Source organism: Ahrensia sp. 13_GOM-1096m (assembly GCF_000620605.1).
Classification (GTDB): domain Bacteria; phylum Pseudomonadota; class Alphaproteobacteria; order Rhizobiales; family Rhizobiaceae; genus Ahrensia; species Ahrensia kielensis.
Map to the genome: position 1 here is coordinate 233,011 of NZ_JIAX01000011.1, position 19,151 is coordinate 252,161.

Sequence of the window (19,151 nt, forward strand, 5' to 3'; positions counted from 1 at the left end):
TCTGTAAAAGCAGTACGCAGCTAACTCCCTAATTGTCTGCAATTTTGAAATATAGTTAAGAATATGCTTAGCTATTGAGGTGCAAATCATTGTAAATGGAAAGTTATATTCACCTCCTATTGACTTATTTTGTCCATCATAGCGTGTTATGAGGTCACCTTGTTTTTCGAGTCTGGGTACATCGCTATTGTGAGAAAACATAAGTTGCAGTTGTTACATGCTGCGGGGCTTGCGCTTTTGTGCAGCACTGCACCGTTGTCGCATGCCTATGCTCTGGAGCTTTTTGGCCGCTGCATCCTTGGAAAATGTACTTCCGATGAAGAAAAAGACAATGCTGATCTGATTGATCCCAAACGTTATGATGTTAATTTTTCAGTTGTTAATGATGAAGACGTCGTGGGTGATGCGATAAAATCAGCCTCTCAACTTTGGCAAGGTAAAGACCGCGCTGTGGGCGGTTCTGCGGGCGTGATTGCACGTGCTAAAGGTGATTATCGACGCATCTTAGCTTCTCTTTACAATGAAGGCCGTTATGGCGGCACAATCTCGATCAAAATCAACGGTACAGAAGCTGCAAGTGTGCCGGTTGGAACGGAATTTAACTCAGGCGACACCATTGTTGTCGAGGTGAATCCAGGGCCGGTTTATCTATTCGGTAATGCGCAAGTTGAAGGTGCGCCGCCTGCGCCAACCATGCGCGGTGATGAACTGCCAAGCTTGGAAGATGTTGGGTTTAGCGCTGGTGCGGAAGCTAAGGCAGGTTCTGTCGGCAAAGCATCAAAACTTTTAAAAGATAAATGGCGCCAACAAGGTTATGCGACCGCTAAGGTAACCGATAGGGCTGTTACGGCCAACCATCCTACGCAAGAGCTCAATGTTGTGCTTACCGTCGAGAGCGGTCCACCCGCGGTTTACGGCGATGTTGATGTGCAAGGCACTGATCGTATGGACCCAGCTTTTGTTGCGCGTCAAACTGGTTTGGTGGCTGGTAATGAGTTTGATCCTGATGATTTGGTAAAAGCTAAAAAGCGCTTAGACCGCCTTGGTGTTTTTTCAACGCAAAAAATCGAAGAAGGCAAAGCTGTCTCTGAAGATGGAACATTGCCGATAGGGCTGATCGTCAAAGAACGAAAATTACGGCGCATCGGATTGGGTGCAACCGTGTCCAGCCTCGATGGCGTCGGGTTGGAGAGTTACTGGCTTCACCGCAACCTGTTTGGTAAGGCTGAACGGTTGCGACTTGATGCGAAAGTGGGCGGACTTGGCTCAACCTTTGATTATCAAAAGTTTGATTACGAACTTGGCGCAGCATTCACAAAACCTGGTGTTTTCACGCCTGATACAGATTTAAATTTCAATCTTTATGCGCGCCGCGAGTACAATGATAGTTTCATAGAAACATCTGCTGGCAGTAATATTGGTCTTACGCATTATTACTCTGATGCATTGATTTTCAATGGCGGTGTCTTTGTCGAAGCCGCAAAATTCGAAAGCAAGCTTGGAGATCGGGACTTCATCACAGCAGGCTTGGATTTTTCAGCGGTTTACGATTCACGTGACAGCAAGCTTGATGCGAGCGAGGGTTTTTATCTGAGCGGCGCAGTAAAGCCATTTTATGAGTTTAATTATCAAAATTTTGGTGCGGCAGTTAAGGCCGAAGCACGCAGTTATTTGTCCTTTGGTGAAGATGACCGCATTGTGCTTGCAGGCCGTGCATTGGCCGCGTCAATTGTTGGTCCTGATCGCAGCGAAACGCCTGACAATTTTCTTTATTTTGCCGGTGGCGGCGGATCGGTACGCGGCTATAACTTTAATGGGATAGGCGTTGAGGATACCAGCGGTGATATAACGGGTGGTAAATCCAAATTAGAGGCCTCTGCGGAATTGCGTTTTAAGGCGTGGGGCAATTTTGGCGGCGCAGTGTTTATTGATGCAGGCTCAGTGTCTGCGGACACGCTGCCAAGTTTTGATCAGGATGTACGTTTAGGCGCAGGCTTTGGCGTGCGTTATTTCACCGGCCTTGGTCCCATACGTGTGGACTTTGCAATGCCGCTTAATCGGCGTGATCGCGATCCGCACTATGGCATCTATGCGGGAATTGGGCAGGCATTTTAATGATCCGCATTACAAAATTTTTCGCCCTTATTTGTTTATTCGTAGGCTCAACGCTTCATCAGGGCTTGGCGCAAGAGGCTGAGCAGCGCTCTACCCTTATAACATTCGTTGAAGAAACATTATCGACTGATAACCGTCAAATCAGATTGAACGGTATCAAGGGCACACTTTCTTCAAATGTATCTTTCGATAGCATTACAATTGCAGACGAAGATGGCGTTTGGCTAACGATTGTAGAACCGCAATTGATTTGGAGCCGAACAGCGCTTTTGCTTGGTCGGTTAGAAGTCGAAAAGCTGACAGCCAAAAGCATTGATATGCCGCGCGGACCAAAGGCCGATGACAGCGCGCCATCGGCAGAAGCCATGGACTTCACGCTACCTGACTTGCCGGTTTCTATAAAATTAGAAGAGCTCGATGTTCCTTCTATCACTTTTGGACAAACCGTTTTTGGGCTTGAATCAGAACTGGCCGTTAAAGGCGCGATATCGCTGATAGACGGCTCTCTGACGACAGATTTAGATATTGTTCGCTTGGATGGCCCCGGCGGCTCTTTGGTGCTCGATATTGTTTATAATGATGTTGATAAGACCGTTAAACTTGATGTGGCTTTGCAAGAACCAAACGACGGCATCATCGCAAATCTTTTGGATTTAGAGGGCAAGCCACCAGTTGCGCTGACAGTTAAAGGCGATGCACCACTTAACAAGCTGCGTGTTGATCTTGGGCTTGATGTCGACAGCAAACGTATTTTGAACGGCAACGTCAATGTTAACGACATCGAGGATGGGCGGCAAATCTTTGCAAGGCTTGGCGGGCCTTTGTCCAGCATTATGCCAGCGCAATATCAAACGCTTTTGGGCAATGCGAGCCGGCTTGAGGCGCAAATTTTATTATCGAATGCAGGGTACACTCAACTTGATCGTTTAACACTGAATAGTGGCGCAATCCGCCTTGATGCGAGCGCGCGTATTCTAGTCGATGGCTTTCTAAGCCAATTAAACCTGAGCACTGAAATTGTTGACGCTGATGGTAATAGCATTGTGCTGCCAGACGAGAATAGTGCAACACCAACGACCTTTGAGCGTGCAGACTTTAACATCGCTTATGATGCAGCCAATGATGATGGTTTCGAGCAAACACTCTCATTGACAGGGCTGAAAACGGCCGAGGCATCTGTCACGCAAATTAGCCTTAAAACAGAAGGCACGATTTCTAATTTTACGGTGCCTGAAAACCGCGCGATTGAATTTATAACGCGTGGCACAGTTGATGGCATTGCGCTTGAAGATAAGGCGCTTAGTCAAGCAATTGGCGACGCTGTACAGATTGCAGGTTCAGGCTCATGGCGCACCAGCGAAGCATTGCAACTTTCTCAATTTGATGTTGAAGGTCGCGATTATTCGCTGCGCACAAATGGTGCTCTAACGACCGGAAATTTTGATGGACAAATTGGTTTTCAAGCAAGCAATCTGTCCTCATTCAGCGACGTGTTGGAGCGCGAACTGGCCGGCACACTCGCACTGGTGGCGACGGGTAATATTAAATATATTCTAGGGGCTTTTGACCTTGATCTGAACGGTGTTGCGAACGGTATTCTTACCGGCGATGAAACGACAGATAAGCTACTTGCTGGCGGAACCAAACTGTCGGGCAATGTTACGCGTAACAAAGACGGTCTTTCTTTTGACCGCTTACGGATTTTGAACAATCAAGCCGATATCCTTCTCACCGGTAATTATGCGTCTGAGAATACAAGCTTAACGGCCACCGCAGATTTGCGCGATATTGCTGATATTTCTGATGCGGGACAAGGCGCTGTATCGCTCGTTGGAACTGTCAAAGGCGTACAGCTGCCCTATGATACGGATATTGTGGTCAGTATTGAAAATGGCACTTTATCGGGAAAACCAGTGAGCGGACTAAAGGCTGCTTATCGCGGTGTCGCAGGGCCTGAGCTTGTTGAAGGCGCGCTTTCCGGTAATGGTTTCATTGATGGTCAGCCACTTTCATTGGCGGGTAAGATTAAACGCACTGAACTTGATCTGATCTTAAACAGCATTGCTGCAAAAATTGGCGGGGCAGATATTCAACTGGATTTAACGCGGCAAAACGCATCTGGCCTTATGGATGGTCGCGCCGTTGTAAAAGCCACGGATATTTCCTCTTTGGCAGCGCTTGCTTTGCAAAAAGCTTCCGGCAGTCTGAATGCCGATGTTAAGCTGATCACAGAAGATAATTCTCAGTCTGCTGAGATTACCGCTACCGCAAACAACATTATCTACGCCGACAACAAGGTGGGCAGTGCGGATATTGATGCGCAAATCAAAACACTTTTAAAGTCGCCCGTTGTTAATGCCAAAGTGTCAGCACGCAACATTTCTGCTGGCGGTGTTGAGGTTAAAACAGTTTCAGGAAAAGTTGATACGAACGGAACGATCACAGATTTCGATCTTGAAGCTATTATGGTTCAAGAAAATGCGCGTCTTGTAACGGCGGGTCGATTTGAGCAAACCGCGCGTGAGCAGCGCGTCACGGTGAACACGCTGACACTGCGTTCTGACAAGGGCGATGCTGCACTGGTTAATCCAGCCAAAATTGTCATCCGCGATGGGAAAACAACAATCTCTGATGCACGTTTAAATGTTGATGGTGGCATGATCAATATTGCCGGTAGTGTGAGCGAGACGATCAACATCACGGCAAATATCTCCAATCTTCCGCTGCGTGTTGCCAATGCTTTCAGCCCTGGGCTTGATGCTGGTGGAGCGCTAAGTGGGCGGATTGTTGCCACTGGCACACCTGCGGCACCAAGAGTAAATTTCAACTTTGACGGAAACGGCATTACAGCAAACGCGCTTCAAAGCAATGGCGTTACGCCGCTCGCGATTGCGATAAGCGGTGATTTTAATGGCGCTAATCAAAATGTGTCGCTTGCGCGTTTGAAAGTTTCAAACGCTCAAGACATTCAAATTAACGGCTCAGGGCAAATCCCATTACAAGGAAACGGCCTTAATGTTTCTTTGGATGGCACAGCACCGCTTAGTGTTGCCGAACGTTTTCTGGCTGATCGTGGAACGCGCATTGGCGGGCAGGCCCGTTTTAATGTGACGGCAACAGGAAGCCTGAGTGCGCCTAAAGCCGAGGGCATATTGTCAGTTGCTGGCGGCACGGTCAGCGATCCACTATCAAACCTTAGCCTTAATAATATCGGCCTTCTTGCGGGACTGCGCGGTGATGCAATCGTTATTCAACGCTTTAACGCACAGCTTGCGCGTGGTGGTGCGGTATCTGGTTCAGGCACCGTCGGTATCAGCGGTGATTTGCCTGCAGATTTGGCAATTCAAATCAATGATGCTGCCTATAGCGATGGCCAGACATTTTCCACGCGTGCGGGCGGTAATTTAACACTAACGGGCAATTTGCTGCGCGATCCAACGTTGGCTGGTCAGATTGACTTAGGTAAAACCGAGATCACTGTGCCTGAAACATTTGGCGGCGATATCGAGTTGCTCGATGTTAAAAATGTTAACCCTGATGCAGATGTTCAACGCACATTGGATCGCTTGGCGAAGGCATCGCCGCTACCCACACCATCCAGCCGGCCGAGCATTATCCAGTTAAATTTGACGATCAATGCACCGTCTCAGATTTTTGTGCGCGGACGTGGATTGGATGCTGAGTTGGGCGGTAGAATCACAATTCAGGGGCCTATTACCAATGTAAATCCAAGCGGTCGTTTTGATTTGCGCAGAGGCCGTTTGAGCATTATCGGAAAGCGTTTTGACTTAACTGAAGGTTCAGTCACCCTGTCCGGCGATCTTGATCCGACATTACGCTTTGTGGCAACGACACAATCAGGTGATGTAACCGCCTCTATAATACTCAGTGGCCGGGTATCTGATCTTAATGTCTCGTTCTCTTCTTCACCTGAATTGCCCGAAGATGAAGTTCTTGCTGCTATTATTTTTGATCGCAATATAGGTGAATTAACCGCGACACAGATCGCGCGTCTTGCAGCAATTGCAATCGAGCTAACGGGCGGCAAAAGTCCAGGATTGGTCGATGGTCTTCGAGATGGTCTAGGTTTTGATGATCTTGATATTGTTCAAGATAGCGATGGGAACGCGGCCGTTAAAGCTGGCAAATATATATCGGATAATGTTTATCTTGGCGTGCAAGCTGGACAAAAAACAGAAGCAACGATCAATTTGGATATTACCGAGAGCCTAACGGCGCGTGGAGCCGTAGATTCAAACGGTGATACCAGCCTCGGGGTTTTCTTCGAGCGGGATTATTGATTTTCAAGCCTTGCACTTTACCCAACGATAATTATTACTTCCGCCTATTCGGCGCATGTTGCGCATAGTTGAAAAGGCAGTTTCAAATGATCTCGTTCGAAAACGTAAAAGACATACGATGCGCTGGTGAAGCGATGGTAGAGTTAAGCGTCGATGCCGATGGTCATTCCGCCCGAATAGGCATTGCGGGCGATGTCTTAAACTCAGCAATTTATTTAAAGCGCACAATCGCTGATAAAGCTAATGTGTCTTTCGTCTCCCGCGTGGGCGATGACAAGTTTTCAATGCGTTTGAAGTCTGTTGTTGAAGCCAGAAATATCAATGCCAATCTGATCGGCACTGATAAGACGCGCACGGTTGGTCTTTACGCCATTAACACAGATGCACAGGGTGAGCGCACTTTCCAATATTGGAGAAGCCAGTCCGCTGCGCGCATCATGTTCGGCACGGACGATGCGCCAGACTTTTCATCACTTGATGGTGCAGATCTGATCTATTTATCTGCAATTACGGTTGCGATTTTAACGCCGACTATCCGCAGCGCTTTATTACAGCGGCTCGCAGAATTGCGCAGCAATGGTGTTTTGGTCGGGTTTGATTCCAATTTTCGCCCTGCGCTTTGGGAGTCTCCAGAAGTGGCACGCGCTGTCATATCGGATTTTTGGAAACTCACAGATATTGGATTTCCTTCAATCGATGATGAGATGGCGCTGTTTGATGAAGATGCAGCAACAACCACAGAGCGTCTACAATCTTATAATATGCCCATTTGTATTCTGAAGCGCGGCGATAAGGGACCGATTGTAATCAGCGGCGCTGAAGCTTTGGGTGACGCCAATTTCATGCCTGCCGAAAATGTTGTCGATACGACGGGTGCCGGTGATAGTTTTAATGGTACTTTTCTCGGTGCATTACTAAGCGGATGTTCCATCCACGAAGCATGTCACAAAGCACATGCAATGGCTTCTCGTGTTGTTGGTTTTCGCGGCGCTATTATTGATTAGGTGATGGAATATTACAGCACTCTAACCAGTATGAAGTTGAGCAGATTATTTAAAATGAAGTTTTAATTTAAAGAAAACTGCTCAAAATTCGAAGGCTAAATTTTAAAAAAAAGGCGCGTAGAAGATCCGCATATAAATAACTGGATCTATAAATATGCTAAGCGGTTTTTCGAATATCTACACACCTTCAAATCCAAAGCGAACAGAAAATCAAAACCAGCAAACTCAGCCTAAAGCTGAGGAGCAAGGTCAGGCACAAGGCCCATCTTCGCAAAACAATTCTACTGGTAGCCAGAATGCAGGCTCGACCAGTTCGACCCAAGCACCGTCAGCAGCAAGCGGCCAATCAAGCGCAACGCTGCACACCCAAACGGCCAAGGCGTCAATGGAAAATATTGTACTTGAAGAAGATGAAGGCACATCTTCGTTTAATGAAGCTGCCTATATGCGGCGTGTGGCTGAACGTGTGCAGTCTGAAATGGCTTTGAACTCTATCTTCAACATAAAAGATGAATCAAACGTACTGCCAAATCTGTTCGCACCTGAGGCGCAAGAAAGTGAACCAATTAATAAGGCGGCACTGAGGGAATATATGAAAAATAGTGAACCGGCTTAATTCGGTGAGCTAGAAGGTTCTGTTATGCCAAGATGCCGAAGCGCAATTTCAACGCTTCGGCATTTTTTAGCCGGCTTACTTGCTTGCGTTCGGAAAGAACAATTGCTCGCCGCCAATCTCATATTTTTGAATTTCATCCTGGCCTTCAAGTGACGTTAGCCAGTCGATAAAAAGCTGGCCTTCTTCAATTTTTACATTTGGGCATTTTTGCGGATTAACAAGAATAACGCCGTACTGATTAAACATTGCGTCATCGCCTTCGACATCAATTGTATAATCGCCTTTGTTGCCAAAACTTATCCAAGTCGCACGGTCTGTCATGACATAAGCGCCCATGCCTATTCCAGTATTGAGCGTTGCGCCCATGCCTGAGCCTGTTGATCTGTACCAACTACCCGTTGGCTCAATCTGAGCTGTTTTCCATAGGGACTGTTCTTTTTTGTGCGTGCCAGAATCATCGCCCCTTGATGCAAAGAGCGCTTGTGCACCAGCAATCTGTTTGAGTGCAGCTTTGACATCTTTCATGCCGGAGACTTTAGCGGGGTCACTGTCAGGCCCGACGATAACAAAGTCATTATACATCAGATCAAACCGCTGAACGCCAAACCCGTCTTTGATAAATTTTTCCTCTGCTGCTTTTGCGTGAACAAGCAAAACATCCGCGTCGCAATTTTGTGCATTCTTGATGGCTTGGCCGGTGCCTACTGCAACGACATTGACCCTGATGCCGGTTTTCTTTTCAAACACTGGAAGTAGATGGTCATAAAGCCCCGAATTTGCAGTCGATGTGGTGGATTGTACAAGAATAGATGCTTCTTGCGCCAAGCCAGAAGAGGGTATGGCAACGAGGGTCAGTATTGATAATACAGCAAGCTTTTCAGATATTTGTTTCAATACAATTCTCCTTAAGTAACGGGAAGCCCGCCTTCCAAATAGGTTTGGGCGATCTTTGTTTCGGGGTTTTTGAAAAATGACGCAGCACCAGTTTGTTCACTAATGCGCCCGTGATTGATAAAAATTACTTCGCTCGCTAACCGCTTGATCTGGCCAATATCGTGCGACGCAAAAATGATTTTCGTGCCTTTCAGGCATTCCTCATGAAGAATGTTCTCAATGATTGCGATGGAAGTCGGGTCAAGGCTGGATGTTGCCTCATCTAAAAACAGAATTTCAGGTTTTGTCGCAAGGCCACGCGCTAGCGCAAGGCGCTGTTGCTCCCCGCCTGACAAAAGACGTGCAGCGCGCGATGAAACATTCTCAAGTCCTACTTTTTCAAGTAAAGAAAATGCAATGTTTGGATCATTCGAGCCACGGCTTTTAAGAACAAACAGAAGATTATCTAAAACGCTGCGCCGCAAAAGAACGGGCTTTTGGAAAACCATAGATTGGCGCTTGCGATTATCATGCGTTACGGGCGTATTATCCCATAAAACGGTTCCAGAGTCTGGTTGGATTACACCGTGTAAAAGCCTGAGAAGAAGGCTTTTCCCTGCGCCGTTAAAACCCATTATTGCTGACATGCCGTGTGCCGAAAAATTCAGGCTTATATCTTTTATCAGCACATTCGAATTGGCAGAAAAGCATAATCCACGGCAGCTTAAAAACGGGCTAGCTTGAGCGTTCTGTGTAGCGCTCTTGGGTTTTGCGGTCTGTGTGTGGGAAGGTGTTATATCAAGCATAGCCAAGCCGTGTGGCGGTCAGCCTTAGGCTGGACACAAGAATGTTGATCGATAAGGAAATGCACAACAATACCAGCCCCAATGCCATTGCCATTTGCAGATTTCCTTTTGACGTTTCAAGCGCAATGGCGGTCGTCATGACGCGGGTTAAATGCTCGATATTACCGCCAACAATAATCACCGCGCCAACCTCAGCGGTAGAGCGCCCAAAGCCTGCCAGCGCGACCGTGATTAGAGAGTACCTGCCATCCCATAATATCGCACCTGTGCGCATCGACTTTGTTAAAGACAGGGATTCAAATTGCTCGCGGTACTCTTCATATATGTCTTCCAAAATCTGTCTGGAAAGCGCCGCAACGATCGGTGTGATCAAAATGGTTTGCGCAATGATCATGGCTGTTGGCGTGTATAAAAATCCAAGCCATCCAAAAGGGCCGGACCGTGATAAATTGAGATATACAAAAAGCCCGACAACGACAGGCGGCAAGCCCATGAGGGAATTCATCACAATGATCACAAGGCTTCGCCCACGAAAACGGCTGACTGCGATGGTCGCGCCAATAATCAAGCCGATCAGACATGAAAGCAGTGTTGCTGATAGGCTGACACGCAGCGAGAGAAGGACAATTTCAACCAAGTCAGGGTTGAAAGTCACAATGTGGGTCAATGCCGTCCAGAGGCTGTCTGTCATATCATTCATGATTGTTCATCTAACCACAAACGATGAAGGACACAAAGAATAGTGTCGACATTTTAAGCCGCAATTAGGTTGTTACTTCGCTGGCTCTAGCTTGTACGCTTTTCGGTAAGTCGCCTATGCGGGGGAGAAAATCGCGGTGGTTGGATCACACTTATAAGAGGCCTCATGTTGCCCTGCGCTATCAGCCAATTCCAAGACTGCATTGAGAATTGTTTCTATCTCGGCATCCGTGGCCAGGAAGCTAAAATTCAAGCGGACGAATCCAGGTTTTTCAACTTCATGCCCTGCAAGGATCGCCGTGCGCATTTTATCCGAACTATCCGCATCAATGCCCAGCACGCGGTGCACATAAGGGCCTGCACATGCGCAGCCACCACGGGCTTGAATGCCGTAGCAGTCTGATAGGAGGCGCGTGACAAGTTGCTGATGAACATAACCGCCAGCCTCGTTGCGCAGTCGAAATGAGAAAATCGGAAGCCGGTTACAATCGGTATTACCAAGGATCTCAATATTGGGGTGATTTTCCCATGCTTGCATGGCTCGCGAACAATTCTCATTGTTGCGCTTGGTGATGTAATCTTGACCGATTGCGGACTTTACAAGCAAGCAAAGCGCAGCACGCAAATCGCCGATGACATTGGGCGTGCCAGCCTCTTCACGCGCTTCAACATTGCCCGAATAATCATGATTTGTCGGTGACACAAACCGCACAGTACCGCCGCCGGGCAGTGTGGGTTTTTGAGTGCGTACCGCATCATGGCGCAGGATTAAAACGCCAGATGCCTGAGGCCCACCAACGAATTTATGGGGTGATAAAACAACCGCATCAATTAAAGCGCCGGGTGCAGGACAAAGATCAATCGAAAGATAAGGCGCGCCGCCTGCATAATCCCAGACAATCGTTGCGTCTGCTTGTTTCAAAACGCGGCTGACAGCGATAACATCCGTGATAATGCCTGTAACATTGGATGCTGCGGAAAACGCACCGATAATGGGCCGCCCGCGAACACTTGCCAGTGTTTCGGCAAGCGCTGTCATGCAGGGCCCGCCATTTTTTGCTTCAGGGACTTCAATGACTTCCGCGCCACTTTCGCGCCAAGGCAAGATGTTGGAATGGTGCTCATAAGGGCCGATGAGAACCACAGGCGATTTGCCTTGAAGGGCCATATCGCGCAGGCCCAAAAGGTGCACGAGCCTGTTAATCCCCGTTGTCGCGCCTGAGCCCGTGAATATCACAGCGTGCTCTTTAGACGCATTATATTCGCGGCGAATAATATCACGCGCTTGGCGGCGCAGACGGGTCATCATGCCGCCAACATAAGATGCTTCGGTATGGCTATTGGCGTAGAACGGCAGCAACTCTTCCATCACAAAATTTTCGATCTGCCTAAGGGCGCGCCCTGAAGCGACATAATCAGCATAGATCAAAGGCTTCTGACCAAATGGGCCGTCAATCACGGCGTGGTGCCCGATCAGGCCTTCTGTGAGATCATGCACAATGGTGTCTGTTTGAATGCTGGCTTGAAAGCGCTCAAATAGATTCTGGCCTGCTGTTTGGTTCATTTTGGAGCTCCCTAGATCGATGAGCTATATTTAACTCACCGCGAAGCAAATTATTGTACTTGTTTATGGGTGATTTGTATGAATATTGGGTCATATGATCGAATATGATAGAATAGACCGTAAAATTATCACCGTCCTTCAAAGAGATTGCACATTGTCGCAGCGCGACGTTGCTGCGGAAGTTGGCTTGTCACAAAATGCCTGTTGGCGGCGCATGCGACGTCTGGCTGATAGCGGCATCATTGAAGGGTATCATGCGCGTATTTCACCGGAAGCGGTTGGTCTGGATTTAACCGTTTTTATGATGATCCGTACCCGCAAACATAGCGAAGAGTGGTCGCAGGCTTTTCGCAAACATGCTGCCACTATTCCTGAAATTGTTGATGTGTACCGTATTGGCGGCGATTGGGATTATCTGATTAAGGTCGTGACAACATCCATGGCAGGTTATGACGCGGTCTATCAAAAATTGACTGCGAAAGTTGAGCTGGAAACCATTACAGGGTTGTTTGCGATGGAAGCGATATTGGAAAATCGTCCCCTGTCATTGCCGTAAGGTCTTAGGTGAGTGCCGAGCCAATGGCGGCCACATGTTCTTTCTGCGACCATGCACAGATGTTTCTGCATTTAATGGATGTGGTTGCAGTCATTCCCGCTGAGTTGTAAAATACCTTGCGCAACCAGACTATAGATTTGGTTTGCGTGACAAGTATCCCGCAAATATCAAGAAGCTATCGGTAACCCTAATGATCCGCCATATCGTTCTTTTCACCGCCAAACACGATGGTAATATCGATCCTATCCGGAAAGGCTTGCAGGTCCTCACGCAGATTCCGCATGCCCAACATCTTGAGATCGCGCTAAACCGCAAGTCCGACCCAAAGAGTAAAGAGGTTGATGTCATCGTTTATGGGGAGTTTGCCGATGACGCTGCTCTAGCCGCATACAAGGCTCATGATCTTTACGCTGTATCTATCCAAAATGTGCGCCCTTTGCGTGAGATAAGGATGGCAGCTGATTACGATGTGGCGCAGGCTTTTAGTACTAAAAATAATGACCTCTAGCCCTTCGTCAGGCAATTCATGACAGGGCAGTTCGAACCTTATATTTTGCTTCGCGACGACCTTGCGAACAAAGAAATGATGTTCGCAAAGCCATGCGACATCATCTGCGCGGATGATGCTGAGGATGTAATTGACGCGCTGGCTCAAATTGAGAGCGCGCGTGCATCTGGCAAATGGTGCGCCGGTTATTTGAGCTATGAAGCTGGTTATGCGTTGGAACCTAAACTGCGCCAGTTCCTACCTGAGGGGCGCTGCTTGCCGATGGTTCTGATGGGAGTATTCGATAAGCCCGAAATACGGCCCGTCACCGCACAAAGCATATCAGGTGCCACGCTAAGAGACTTGCAACCTAGCTTGTCATTTGAGGCCTATGCACCGCGCTTTGAGCAAGTTCACCGTCACCTTTCTGCAGGCGATTGCTACCAAGCGAATTTGACCTTCCCCATCACAGCCAGCTGGCAAGGTGAACCGGCCGCACTCTTTGATGACATGACGATCCGGCAACCCGTTCGCTATGGAGCGCTTGTTGATTTAGGCGGACCGATTATTTTGTCGCGCTCGCCCGAGCTATTCTTTGAGGTGGATGATGCAGGCTGGATTGAAACGCACCCAATGAAGGGGACAATGCGGCGCGGGGAGACACCTGAAGAAGATGCAGCCCTTGCGGAAGCCTTGAGGCAAGACAGCAAGAACCAAGCAGAAAATCTAATGATCGTCGATCTCTTGCGCAATGATATCTCCCGCATATGTGAAGTAGGCTCGCTTCATGTGCCTGAACTCTTTCGCGTGGAAAGCTATCCGACGGTTCATCAATTGGTTAGCCGTGTTCGCGCTAAGCTCGCTAAGGCCGTGACGATATCTGACATTATCACGGCACTCTTTCCCTGCGGCTCAATTACGGGCGCACCGAAAATCCGTGCGATGCAGATATTGCGCGGATTAGAGGATCAGCCACGCGATATCTATTGCGGGTCGATCGGTTATATCGCTCCCTCGGGGCAAATGCGTTTTAATGTCGCGATTCGCACACTCACCTTGCATAAAGCAGGCAAGGCAGTGCTCAATGTAGGCGGCGGTATTGTCTATGACTCTATTGCGCGCTCAGAATATGAGGAGTGCTTGCTAAAGGCGCGATTTGCATCAGAACAAAAATTGGCAAATCAACCATAATCACAATCAAACGCTTCGCTTTGCTGCATACCATCTAGAATACGGTTTAGGCGTAGGGTTTGAGTAGGGATTACGTGGTCTGAAACCATCGCATTTTTCAAGCTCTATAGGTGATTTCTGGTAGTGGGAATGGCGGACAGACAGGGATTCGAACCCTGGAGACGGTCACCCGCCCACACGCGTTCCAGGCGTGCGCCTTCAACCACTCGGCCACCTGTCCATTCCATTTTTCGCTCGTCGGTTAATCCGAGCGGGTTGAAGCTATGTGTAAGCCACAACGTGAGCGGACGTGTAGCGCGTGCTTTTTCTCGCTGCAAGAGCTAAGTGAAGGCTAATTTAGATAAATCATTTGATTGTGTTGATTGAACTTTGCCCTAGGTCACTCTATTGACGGTAATCCTAATTCGTTAATTTGCATCATCAGGTAGGCATGTCCCGTTTTATACTTCGCTTTATCGCTGTGCTTTGTTTGGCCATTGCTGTCATGTTTATCGTGCTGGATGCAACGCGCTCGCTGGGTGTTTCCAAACTAGTTTTGACGCCGCTTGAAATGAGCTGGCGGGAATTTTTCCCAGATACACTTGAGACGTTTTCCTCTTGGCTCACGCAGTCTGTTCACCCATTTTTGAACGACCCTATCCTTGTAACTTTTCTAACCTTGCCCACATTTGCTGTATTCTCAGTTTTGTCGGCGCTTTTTTATGTCATTGCGTATAAAAGAAAACGACATGCCGCAGGATTTGTAAAAAGATAAACCGATACTAAGCCGGTCACGCAGAAGGGCGCAAACTATGCTTTTAAATGATATGTTTCGCAATAAATCGGACATGATTGATGCCAATGAGGCACTGCCTGGCCGCGATGAACCTTTGCCATTGTCGCCAACCCATTTCGTGAATGGGGAAAATATGCGCGGACCACACCCCGATAATATGGAAACTATCTATTTAGGGATGGGCTGCTTTTGGGGCGCTGAGCGTATTTTTTGGCAAATGCACAATGTGTATGTGACGGCGGTTGGTTATGCAGGCGGCTTCACAAAAAATCCAACCTATGAAGAAACCTGCACGGGTAAAACTGGCCATGTTGAAGTGGTCAAAGTTGTTTTTGATCCTGCCAAATTAAGCCTTGATGCTATTTTGAAGCAATTCTGGGAGCAGCATGACCCGACACAAGGCATGCGCCAAGGTAATGATATCGGCACAACCTATCGTTCTGCTATTTACACAACAAACGATGCGCAGCTTGAACATGTGCAAAAAAGCAAAATCCAGTTTCAACAAGCCCTAAAGGCTGGTGGGCACCAAGGTGCGATTACAACTGAAATTGAACCTTTGGACGTGTTTTATTTTGCTGAAGACTATCATCAGCAATATTTAGCTAAAAATCCGGATGGTTATTGCGGCATACGTGGAACAGGCGTGAGCTGCCCAATACCAGGTTGATATTTTGCTGAACTGGCAAGCGTTTACGATAATTCTTAAGGCTGAGGCAGCGCTTGCATTTTTTGCGTGATTTTACCTCAATGCCGTGCCAAGCTCTTTTCCAAGGTGGAAAACCACCGCGAGGTTTCGCGCTTTCACTTGTTTAAGTGATGTGCGGGGAGAGTAACAAACGTTTACAGGGTGATTTAGTATGAAGCGCATAGCTTTAGGTCTTTTGGCCGCAACAGCACTAACATTTTCAGCAAATGCCGAGCCGGCTCTTATTTATGATTTGGGCGGCAAGTTCGACAAATCGTTCAATGAAGCTGCTTATAATGGCGCTGAAAAATACAAAGAAGAAACCGGTGTCGCTTACCGCGAATTCGAAATTCAGAACGATGCACAGCGTGAGCAGGCTCTGCTTAAATTTGCTGAAGATGGCAATTCTCCAATTGTTGTTGCTGGTTTTTCATGGGCGCAAGCGCTTGAGCAAGTGGCAAAAGAATTCCCGGATACAAAATTTGCGATCATCGACATGGTGGTCGATCAGCCAAATGTACGCTCGGTTGTTTTCAAAGAACAAGAAGGTTCATATCTTGCGGGCGTAATGGCTGCGACAGCATCTGAAACAGGCACAGTTAGCTTTGTTGGCGGCATGGGTATTCCGCTGATTTCTCGCTTTGCTTGCGGTTATGCTGGCGGTGCAAAATCCGTTAATGCTGACGCGAAAGTTATTGAAAACATGACCGGTGATACACCGGCAGCTTGGAACGATCCTGTTAAAGGCGGCGAGATCACTAAAGCGCAGATCGCACAGGGATCAGACGTTGTTTTCCATGCAGCTGGCGGTACAGGCGTTGGCGTAATTCAAGCTGCGGCTGATGCCGGCAAACTTGCTATCGGCGTTGACTCAAACCAGAACGGTTTGCAGCCGGGCAAAGTTCTAACGTCAATGGTCAAAAAAGTGGACGTTGCTGTTTATGAAGCGTTCATAGATGGCTCAGAAGGCGGAACTTGGGAATCTGGCATCAATGTTCTTGGTCTTAAAGAGGGCGGTGTTGACGTCGCTATGGACGACAACAACAAAGAACTTGTGACAGAAGACATGATGAAAGCCGTGGAAGATGCACGCGCTAAAATCGTATCTGGCGATGTCGTTGTTCACGACTTCATGAGCGATAATAACTGCCCGTACTAATTTAGAAACGGTAGTTGACGATCTTAGCCGCCAGAGCTTTTGTTCTGGCGGCTTTTTTATAAGGCCCAGCCAATGAAACTTTCTCCAAACTATAAATCAAAAATACGTGTCGCATCCGTACAAATGGCGTTGATGCAGACATCTTCATTTCGTGATCTGTTTGATCGTGTGCGTGCTTTTGCTGAAGATGCAGCGCGGCAAGATGCAGACTTTATCTGTTTTCCGGAACATTTCACGCTTCAGCTTTTATCTGCCGCTGAGCAGAAATTATCGCCGGAAGCATCTATCGATAAGCTGACACAGGCAACGGCTCAAATCGTCGCTGAGTTTACAGGTTTAGCAAAAGAGCTAAACATCAATATTGTTTGCGGTAGCCATGCAACGCGCACAGATGCTGGAAAAACAGAAAATATTGCATTTCTAGCGCGGCGTGATGGCACAATAGCGAGCCAGTCAAAGTTGCACCCAACACCTGACGAATGGGACGTTTGGGGCATTAAAGGTGGCGATAACTTAGAGCCGATAGAAACCGATTGCGGTCCTGTTGGTATCCAAATTTGTTATGATAGCGAATTTCCGGAGCTGGGCCGCCGCCATGCCGATCAAGGTGTGGGGCTGGTTTTCGTGCCCTATTGTACGGAGGCAAGAAGCGGGCATTTGCGTGTGCGCTATTGTTGCCACGCCCGTACCGTGGAAAATCAATGCTATATCGTTACATCAGGGCTGGTGGGCACGATTGAAAATGTTGAAAATTGTGATGAAGCCTATGCACAATCTGCAATATTAACACCGTCTGATACAGGTTTTCCGCCAGATGGAATTTTAGCGCAGGCTCCCATAAATGAAGAAAACCTCATAATCGCTGATCTTGATATGACGATGTTGGAAAAAGCGCGCACTCTTGGCTCGGTGCGTAATTTAGCCAACAGACGCAATGATCTTTATGACGTTAAGTGGAGCGTATAAAGTAATCGCCTGCTGGCATTTTTGCTGGCAGGCGAATGGTTCAGGTCATTAAAGGTTCTTCCGGCTTTGCAGCCTTATTTTTTCAAGTTCTTGGGCTGCGTTAATTTGGATAGGGAGTCTGGATGCCCAGTCAACATCACCTTCATGAATGCCCATGTCCTCATATAGCCAGTTTTCTTTGCCGACGAGGTTCATAAAAGCTGCGCGATCTCGCTTTTGCTGGGCACGCAAAGCATATGCGGCCAACAAGGCTGTTGCACGGTCAGAAATAATTTTCCAACCACGTTGAAGGCTATTTGAGCGGTGATTTCTAACGTCAAAATTGTTGTTATCAATGCAAGTCATGTCCTTGTCTCCTTTTGCCTAGCTAGACAATGCGCATGAATCGTGATTCAATCAAACGAATAGATGTGTACTTATCTTTCAGTTTTATTGATGTTAGGAGAAGACATGAATGTACCCGATAAGCAATTTAACGCCGTCGCGCTGGCTGGTGTCGATATCGATATTTTGAAAACATTCATCGCGATTGCTGAAACGGGTAGTTTTTCCAAGGCAGCAAACAGAGTGTTCCGCACGCCCTCTGCCGTGTCGATGCAAATCAAAAAGCTAGAAGATGTGCTCGGCGCATCCGTTTTGCAGCGTGACAGCCGATCAGTTGAACTGACGCAGGACGGTGAAATGCTTTTGTCCTATGCGCGGCGCATTATAGCGCTGTCCAATGAGATGATGGCGCGGTTCTTAATGCCGGATATTGAAGGCTCGGTCGTGCTTGGAGCGCCGGATGATTACGGCAATAAATTACTGCCAGCTGTCCTAAAGCGCTTTGCTGAAACGCACCCCAATGTTTGCGTCGATGTGGTCATGGACAGTTCAGCAAATTTGAGGGAACGCTTTGAGCGCGGCGAGTTAGACGTGGTGGTTTATACCTCATCAGACAAGCATGTGATGGAAGACGGTGCGCATGTGGTGTTAGAAGAAGATCTTGTTTGGGCGGGCCTAAAAGGTGGCTGCGCCTATGAGAAAGATCCATTGCCCGTTTCAATGTGGGAAAGTGGTTGTGCGTGGCGTGCTGGTGCGGTGGAAGCGCTGGACAAGATCGGGCGTTCTTATCGCCTTGCTTATAAAAGCGCGCAGGTCGTTGCGCAGCGCGCAGCAGTTTCTGCTGACCTTGCCGTTGCGCCCATGCCAGCCTCTTTTATTGAGCCGCCATTGATTGAATTAACACTGAAAAAACATGGCCTACCGCCTTTGACAAAATATCAAATTCGCATGCGTTTAAAGTCAAATGCAGGGTGCTGCTCGCAAGCTGTGGCTGATCACGTTATTGCCTGTTTTGATGAACTTTGAG

16 protein-coding genes, 1 tRNA gene and 1 pseudogene are annotated in these 19,151 nt (G+C 47.8%); 12 read left to right on the forward strand and 6 right to left on the reverse strand.

Features of this window, described 5'->3' with window-relative positions; all coding sequences use genetic code 11:
- The first annotated feature begins 204 nt into the window (after positions 1–204).
- The 4 genes from N530_RS0108985 (at position 205) to N530_RS0109000 (ending at position 8,036) form a co-directional block, all read left to right on the forward strand.
- Positions 205–2,115: an autotransporter assembly complex family protein gene (locus N530_RS0108985; RefSeq protein ID WP_051540857.1), complete on the forward strand. Its 1,911-nt coding sequence runs from the start codon at positions 205–207 to the stop codon at positions 2,113–2,115.
- The gene (locus N530_RS0108990) at positions 2,115–6,416 is read left to right on the forward strand and encodes a translocation/assembly module TamB domain-containing protein (protein WP_026480430.1); all 4,302 of its coding nucleotides are present in this window, start codon (positions 2,115–2,117) and stop codon (positions 6,414–6,416) included. The genes N530_RS0108985 and N530_RS0108990 overlap by 1 nt, the downstream gene beginning before the upstream one ends.
- 86 nt (positions 6,417–6,502) lie before the next feature.
- Positions 6,503–7,420, forward strand: a complete 918-nt coding sequence (locus N530_RS0108995) for a sugar kinase (protein WP_026480431.1) — start codon at positions 6,503–6,505, stop codon at positions 7,418–7,420.
- Positions 7,421–7,574: 154 nt separating this feature from the next.
- Entirely contained in the window at positions 7,575–8,036 is a 462-nt protein-coding gene (locus tag N530_RS0109000; RefSeq protein ID WP_026480432.1) for a hypothetical protein, read from the forward strand.
- Positions 8,037–8,111: 75 nt separating this feature from the next.
- Here N530_RS0109000 and N530_RS0109005 read toward each other — a convergent pair whose 3' ends face one another.
- The 4 genes and pseudogenes from N530_RS0109005 to N530_RS0109020 all read right to left on the reverse strand — a co-directional run bounded on the left by N530_RS0109005 (position 8,112) and on the right by N530_RS0109020 (position 11,978).
- A complete protein-coding gene (locus N530_RS0109005) occupies positions 8,112–8,930 on the reverse strand; it encodes a substrate-binding domain-containing protein (protein WP_035266742.1) in 819 nt (272 codons plus the stop codon).
- A gap of 238 nt (positions 8,931–9,168) precedes the next feature.
- Positions 9,169–9,715: pseudogene (locus N530_RS0109010) on the reverse strand (ATP-binding cassette domain-containing protein); the annotation flags it as partial.
- Positions 9,708–10,415, reverse strand: a complete 708-nt coding sequence (locus tag N530_RS0109015) for an ABC transporter permease (protein WP_026480435.1) — start codon at positions 10,413–10,415, stop codon at positions 9,708–9,710. The gene N530_RS0109015 and the pseudogene N530_RS0109010, both read right to left, overlap by 8 nt.
- 114 nt (positions 10,416–10,529) lie before the next feature.
- Positions 10,530–11,978: an aminotransferase class V-fold PLP-dependent enzyme gene (locus N530_RS0109020; protein WP_026480436.1), complete on the reverse strand. Its 1,449-nt coding sequence runs from the start codon at positions 11,976–11,978 to the stop codon at positions 10,530–10,532.
- Between the two features lie 82 nt (positions 11,979–12,060).
- On the opposite strand from N530_RS0109020, the gene N530_RS0109025 reads away from it, so the two are divergent.
- The 3 genes from N530_RS0109025 (at position 12,061) to N530_RS0109035 (ending at position 14,212) form a co-directional block, all read left to right on the forward strand.
- The gene (locus N530_RS0109025; RefSeq protein ID WP_371179700.1) at positions 12,061–12,534 is read left to right on the forward strand and encodes an Lrp/AsnC family transcriptional regulator; all 474 of its coding nucleotides are present in this window, start codon (positions 12,061–12,063) and stop codon (positions 12,532–12,534) included.
- Between the two features lie 190 nt (positions 12,535–12,724).
- Positions 12,725–13,042: a Dabb family protein gene (locus tag N530_RS0109030; RefSeq protein ID WP_026480438.1), complete on the forward strand. Its 318-nt coding sequence runs from the start codon at positions 12,725–12,727 to the stop codon at positions 13,040–13,042.
- Between the two features lie 18 nt (positions 13,043–13,060).
- The gene (locus N530_RS0109035; protein WP_026480439.1) at positions 13,061–14,212 is read left to right on the forward strand and encodes an aminodeoxychorismate synthase component I; all 1,152 of its coding nucleotides are present in this window, start codon (positions 13,061–13,063) and stop codon (positions 14,210–14,212) included.
- Positions 14,213–14,342: 130 nt separating this feature from the next.
- Here the strand turns inward: N530_RS0109035 and N530_RS0109040 are convergent.
- A tRNA-Ser gene (locus N530_RS0109040) sits at positions 14,343–14,432 on the reverse strand.
- A gap of 210 nt (positions 14,433–14,642) precedes the next feature.
- Here N530_RS0109040 and N530_RS0109045 point away from each other — a divergent pair.
- From N530_RS0109045 to N530_RS17745, 4 genes are all read left to right on the forward strand, one after another.
- Positions 14,643–14,966 (forward strand): hypothetical protein, encoded by a 324-nt coding sequence (locus tag N530_RS0109045; RefSeq protein WP_026480440.1) that lies wholly within the window; start codon positions 14,643–14,645, stop codon positions 14,964–14,966.
- A 37-nt stretch (positions 14,967–15,003) separates the two neighbouring features.
- Positions 15,004–15,657, forward strand: a complete 654-nt coding sequence (gene msrA, locus N530_RS0109050) for a peptide-methionine (S)-S-oxide reductase MsrA (protein ID WP_026480441.1) — start codon at positions 15,004–15,006, stop codon at positions 15,655–15,657.
- A 190-nt stretch (positions 15,658–15,847) separates the two neighbouring features.
- Positions 15,848–16,834: a BMP family protein gene (locus N530_RS0109055; protein WP_026480442.1), complete on the forward strand. Its 987-nt coding sequence runs from the start codon at positions 15,848–15,850 to the stop codon at positions 16,832–16,834.
- A gap of 72 nt (positions 16,835–16,906) precedes the next feature.
- Positions 16,907–17,800: a carbon-nitrogen hydrolase family protein gene (locus N530_RS17745; RefSeq protein ID WP_051540859.1), complete on the forward strand. Its 894-nt coding sequence runs from the start codon at positions 16,907–16,909 to the stop codon at positions 17,798–17,800.
- Positions 17,801–17,848: 48 nt separating this feature from the next.
- On the opposite strand, the gene N530_RS0109065 is transcribed toward N530_RS17745, so the two are convergent.
- The gene (locus tag N530_RS0109065; RefSeq protein ID WP_026480443.1) at positions 17,849–18,145 is read right to left on the reverse strand and encodes a hypothetical protein; all 297 of its coding nucleotides are present in this window, start codon (positions 18,143–18,145) and stop codon (positions 17,849–17,851) included.
- Positions 18,146–18,250: 105 nt separating this feature from the next.
- Here N530_RS0109065 and N530_RS0109070 point away from each other — a divergent pair, with 105 nt between their 5' ends.
- The gene (locus N530_RS0109070) at positions 18,251–19,150 is read left to right on the forward strand and encodes a LysR family transcriptional regulator (protein WP_018689602.1); all 900 of its coding nucleotides are present in this window, start codon (positions 18,251–18,253) and stop codon (positions 19,148–19,150) included.
- The last annotated feature ends 1 nt before the right edge of the window (position 19,151 follow it).

What these genes read in the sequence shown, in the direction of transcription:
- N530_RS0108995 (WP_026480431.1), top strand. Translation starts at nt 6,503, where the DNA reads ATGATCTCGTTCGAAAACGTAAAAGACATACGATGCGCTGGTGAAGCG.
- N530_RS17745 (WP_051540859.1), top strand. Translation starts at nt 16,907, where the DNA reads ATGAAACTTTCTCCAAACTATAAATCAAAAATACGTGTCGCATCCGTA.
- msrA (WP_026480441.1), top strand. Translation starts at nt 15,004, where the DNA reads ATGCTTTTAAATGATATGTTTCGCAATAAATCGGACATGATTGATGCC.
- N530_RS0109000 (WP_026480432.1), top strand. Translation starts at nt 7,575, where the DNA reads ATGCTAAGCGGTTTTTCGAATATCTACACACCTTCAAATCCAAAGCGA.
- N530_RS0109020 (WP_026480436.1), bottom strand. Translation starts at nt 11,978, where the DNA reads ATGAACCAAACAGCAGGCCAGAATCTATTTGAGCGCTTTCAAGCCAGC.
- N530_RS0109015 (WP_026480435.1), bottom strand. Translation starts at nt 10,415, where the DNA reads ATGAATGATATGACAGACAGCCTCTGGACGGCATTGACCCACATTGTG.
- N530_RS0109035 (WP_026480439.1), top strand. Translation starts at nt 13,061, where the DNA reads ATGACAGGGCAGTTCGAACCTTATATTTTGCTTCGCGACGACCTTGCG.
- N530_RS0109065 (WP_026480443.1), bottom strand. Translation starts at nt 18,145, where the DNA reads ATGACTTGCATTGATAACAACAATTTTGACGTTAGAAATCACCGCTCA.
- N530_RS0109055 (WP_026480442.1), top strand. Translation starts at nt 15,848, where the DNA reads ATGAAGCGCATAGCTTTAGGTCTTTTGGCCGCAACAGCACTAACATTT.
- N530_RS0109045 (WP_026480440.1), top strand. Translation starts at nt 14,643, where the DNA reads ATGTCCCGTTTTATACTTCGCTTTATCGCTGTGCTTTGTTTGGCCATT.
- N530_RS0109070 (WP_018689602.1), top strand. Translation starts at nt 18,251, where the DNA reads ATGAATGTACCCGATAAGCAATTTAACGCCGTCGCGCTGGCTGGTGTC.
- N530_RS0108990 (WP_026480430.1), top strand. Translation starts at nt 2,115, where the DNA reads ATGATCCGCATTACAAAATTTTTCGCCCTTATTTGTTTATTCGTAGGC.
- N530_RS0109030 (WP_026480438.1), top strand. Translation starts at nt 12,725, where the DNA reads ATGATCCGCCATATCGTTCTTTTCACCGCCAAACACGATGGTAATATC.